Here is a 3,707-nt window from a genome sequence, read left to right as displayed (position 1 = left end):
ATATTACCATTTTCTTGTTACATACCTGTTAAAACCTACTAATCAACTTTTTTACTGCGTTTTTCAAAATCTAATAAATATCCAATCGAAACCTGGGAGTGGTGGGATATAGACATCCCTAAGCACATAAAAGACGCAAGTTCTTATTAAAGAATAGCATGAAAATAAATAAAGAGCGCAAACACCTTTACTCCAGATTTCGCCCCGTTTAATGAAGACTTGAATTCGAGATAATTTGCTAACCTTTAGCTTAAACTCAATTTTTTTGATGGGGTTTTGTAGAATAAAGAAACTTCATAAAGTCCTCTTTACAGAAAGCATGTAGCACGCAAGGTTGCTTTTCTTTATTTTCCAAAGCAAGGTGTTCTGACGGAAACATTTTTTCAACATTTAACTTTATAAAAGGCAACTTTTTTTGTACCTTTTGAGAACGAGTGTTTATCTTCCTAGCTCCAGCAAAAACATAGTTTAAATTAAGTTCCTCAAATGCTATTCGTAAAATAGCTACTTTAGAAGATAGATTATATCCCTTCCCCCAATATTCATGACCAATCCATGAGCCTATATGACACGACTTTTGTTTATAATCAATAAACATCAAGGTAGTAATACCTATAACTTCACCTAATTAATCCAGAATTACACGAAATACAGTTTTACCTTCCTTCTCTTCTTGAATAACAGATCTCACAAATTGTTTTGTATTTCCAACCGTTCCTTTTGGTAAGCCCAATGCATCTCTTACTGGTGGAGCAGAGGATAATTTATAAATTTGTTCGCAATAATCCATGCTATGTTTAACTAAGCGTATTTTTGACATACCTTATCTTCTCCTCTGATTATTCTGCATCCTTTAATTAAATAATGACTTAACCTTTTGTGCAACTTCCTTAGGTTTAACATCAATAGATTCTAACTTGTCTATATCGACCCACAATGGCAAGTACGTTCCTCTATTTCTATCCATGTCTGTGTACTCTTCACCATCGCCAGTTCCAAAAGTTCCATTAATAATATCAGATAAGAAAAAATATTGAGTTCCTTTGTATTCAACTTCAGCTATGCATTCTTTGATCTTTACTTCCACACCTAATTCCTCTAATGCTTCGACTTTTCTTGTCTAATTGATAAAAATGGCTTATCCATACTCTTTTTATGAGAAATTAAATGTAAACTTCCATCTAACATGATACCTGTTTTTATTCGAGCATCTTTTTTTGCTAGTTCATAGACAGCTGCACCACCTAATGAGTGTCCAATAACTCCAACTGAATCTAAATCGAATTTATTTCTAAAGAATTCATCAGTTTCATTCCAAACAGATAATGAATCTAATAAAAAGGACATGTCTTCTACTCTTATATCAATAAGTTTTTTTAGAGATTCAAAATCAGTACCTGCCATTTCTTCAACAACATTACTCTGATAAATCATACCTTCATCGGGGAAGATTGTGAATAAAGTATCGTATGTAGCTCCTACAGTTATAACGATATTTCCTTTTAATACTAAATTATTAATATTAAATAAATACATATCCCGATCAACACCTATACCAGGGGAATATAAGATCACAGGATATACTTGGTTATTTTTTTTAATAGGAGCGTCATTATAAAAATTTGACTTTAAATTCCAAAGATGTTCTTCATTAGCACCCATTTGTTTAAATATCTTTAATGCTTCATTAATTTGAGGTGAAAATATATTTAAATAATTTGAAGTATCCTCCTCTTGCCAACCTTCATCTATTGGATAAAAAAGACTAATCATGAACTTCCTTTTTTCATTCATTTCACTCAGAGATTCCATTCGATTATGATCGATAATCTCTTTAATTTTCCTCCCTACTTTCATCTAAAAGCTCCTCTTCTTATAAATAATTTAAAACTATATAATGGAAAATAAAAACAGCTTACCTCCAAACTTCGATAAAAGTATGTATTTTCCTTTATCCTCTTAAAAAGCTTGCAAAGAAAACCATTAAAAAAGACGCGTTATTCAATAAACGCTGGTCTTATGCGGAACACTTGAATTCGAGATATTTCTTCAAATCTGAATGTTTGATTAGAGTAATCTTCCTTTGATTAATGTAAGAACTTCTCCTTCTAAACTGACATTATCCCCTTTAACAGAAACATTTACCTCTCCACCGCGAGAAGACGCTTGGTATGCAAAAAAGTCGCTTTTCTTTAATTCTTTTTTCCAGTATGAAGCCAAAGCACAGTGAGAAGAACCTGTTACATAATCTTCTTTTATTCCAATTTTGGGTGCAAAGTATCTAGAAATAAAGTCATATTTATCTGAACTAATGCTAGTAATAATGATGCCTGTGCTAGGGAGTTTTTTTATCTTATCCAAATTTGGTGTAGCAGTATTTACTGATTGGTCGTTATCTAGTTCTAATATATAACGGTCTTCTGCCCATGCTACTTTCTTTATTGGTTGGTCAATAAGATCCATTAAATTCTGATCGATTTTTATTGATTCTGATTCTTTTATTTTAAATGTTAATTTTATCCGACTATCAACTTTTTCTGCGTAAAGTACTCCAGCCTTTGTCAGAAATTTAATAGGAGAAGCCGCCATATGTTCTTCAAACAATATATGTGCAGCCCCCAGGTTTCCATGACCACATAAATTAATTTCACCGAGTGATGTAAACCATTTAATTCTAAAACCATCTTGCTCTTCAATTACATAAGTTGTGATTGGTTGATTTAGTTCTTGCGCATATAATTTCATCCATTTATCAGGAACATTACTTTTTAAATAAACAATAGCAGCTGGATTACCCTTAAACTTCTCAATTGTATATGCATTGACTAAATATAATTCATCACTCACTTTTCTATCACCTCCTGAATAAATATTACCTTTTAAGTTTATTTAAATAATATTAATTCAATAAAAATAGCGTTAAACCTTCTTATATTAACGCGCCTCGTGAATTGGATTAGTTTCTTCCAATGGTATTAAGACTTTAAACATTTTCATTCAATTGCATGCTTAAATACTCGTTTATAGCAGGTTTGCCATTTGGATTATTCAATATAGATTTTACCCAACTATCTCTCTCAAAACTTAACACTTTTAAATCCCAGCAACATGCAATTAACCCTTGGGGAGTTACATATTCAAATGTATAAGGTTTCTCATGTGATTCAACATATACATGATGGTTAAGTTCATTTTCGTTAGACCACCAGTCTATAAAAATAAAATTTGCCCCTGAACCTTCATGAGCACATATGAAACCAACACCGTATCGATTCTCTTTAACTGCTGGATTTGGGAGAACATCGGTTGCAAGATTTTTTGACACTTCAATTAATCGTTCACTTGGTTTTTCACTTAAATAAGAGATTCCGTATACTTTTATAATCCAACCTTCATATTCCCATAATTCATGAAACCTTATTGATCGTTTACGATAATTGCTCTGTAATTTTATCAACCCTTCTCTCCCTTTCTGAAAAATTTTATAAAGCAGTTCTCTCCTATTACATAATAAGGATCAATCCATTTTACCATAAATACCCATAAAATTTTGCTCAACATAAGTATTCTTGTGAGTATTATTTTAATTATTTTGAAATCAACCCCTTAAGATTACTGCCCATAAATAAACAAGAAGCGCGAATCTCTGTTAGTTACAGATTCGCGCCCTCGTATATTATTATTAGTCAGATTTGTTCTGGCTTTTA

At 31.7% G+C, this 3,707-nt stretch carries 6 protein-coding genes; all 6 read right to left on the bottom strand.

Features of this window, described 5'->3' with window-relative positions; all coding sequences use genetic code 11:
- Window positions 1-256 precede the first annotated feature (256 nt).
- Complete coding sequence (locus tag U3A55_RS15175; RefSeq protein ID WP_442978245.1) at window positions 257-610, bottom strand: GNAT family N-acetyltransferase; 354 nt, start codon at window positions 608-610, stop codon at window positions 257-259.
- An 18-nt stretch (window positions 611-628) separates the two neighbouring features.
- Entirely contained in the window at window positions 629-820 is a 192-nt protein-coding gene (locus U3A55_RS00250; RefSeq protein ID WP_330989509.1) for a hypothetical protein, read from the bottom strand.
- A 33-nt stretch (window positions 821-853) separates the two neighbouring features.
- Complete coding sequence (locus tag U3A55_RS00245; RefSeq protein ID WP_330989508.1) at window positions 854-1,087, bottom strand: hypothetical protein; 234 nt, start codon at window positions 1,085-1,087, stop codon at window positions 854-856.
- Between the two features lie 11 nt (window positions 1,088-1,098).
- Window positions 1,099-1,857 (bottom strand): alpha/beta hydrolase, encoded by a 759-nt coding sequence (locus U3A55_RS00240; protein ID WP_330989507.1) that lies wholly within the window; start codon window positions 1,855-1,857, stop codon window positions 1,099-1,101.
- A 210-nt stretch (window positions 1,858-2,067) separates the two neighbouring features.
- Window positions 2,068-2,847, bottom strand: coding sequence for a PhzF family phenazine biosynthesis protein (locus U3A55_RS00235; RefSeq protein WP_330989506.1), 780 nt, complete (start codon window positions 2,845-2,847; stop codon window positions 2,068-2,070).
- A gap of 136 nt (window positions 2,848-2,983) precedes the next feature.
- Window positions 2,984-3,457 (bottom strand): hypothetical protein, encoded by a 474-nt coding sequence (locus U3A55_RS00230; RefSeq protein ID WP_330989505.1) that lies wholly within the window; start codon window positions 3,455-3,457, stop codon window positions 2,984-2,986.
- Window positions 3,458-3,707: the final 250 nt, after the last annotated feature.

The organism is Salarchaeum sp. III, from assembly GCF_036418315.1.
In the GTDB taxonomy this organism is placed as follows: Archaea; Halobacteriota; Halobacteria; order Halobacteriales; family Halobacteriaceae; genus Salarchaeum.
This window is presented reverse-complemented; position numbering and strand designations above follow the sequence as displayed.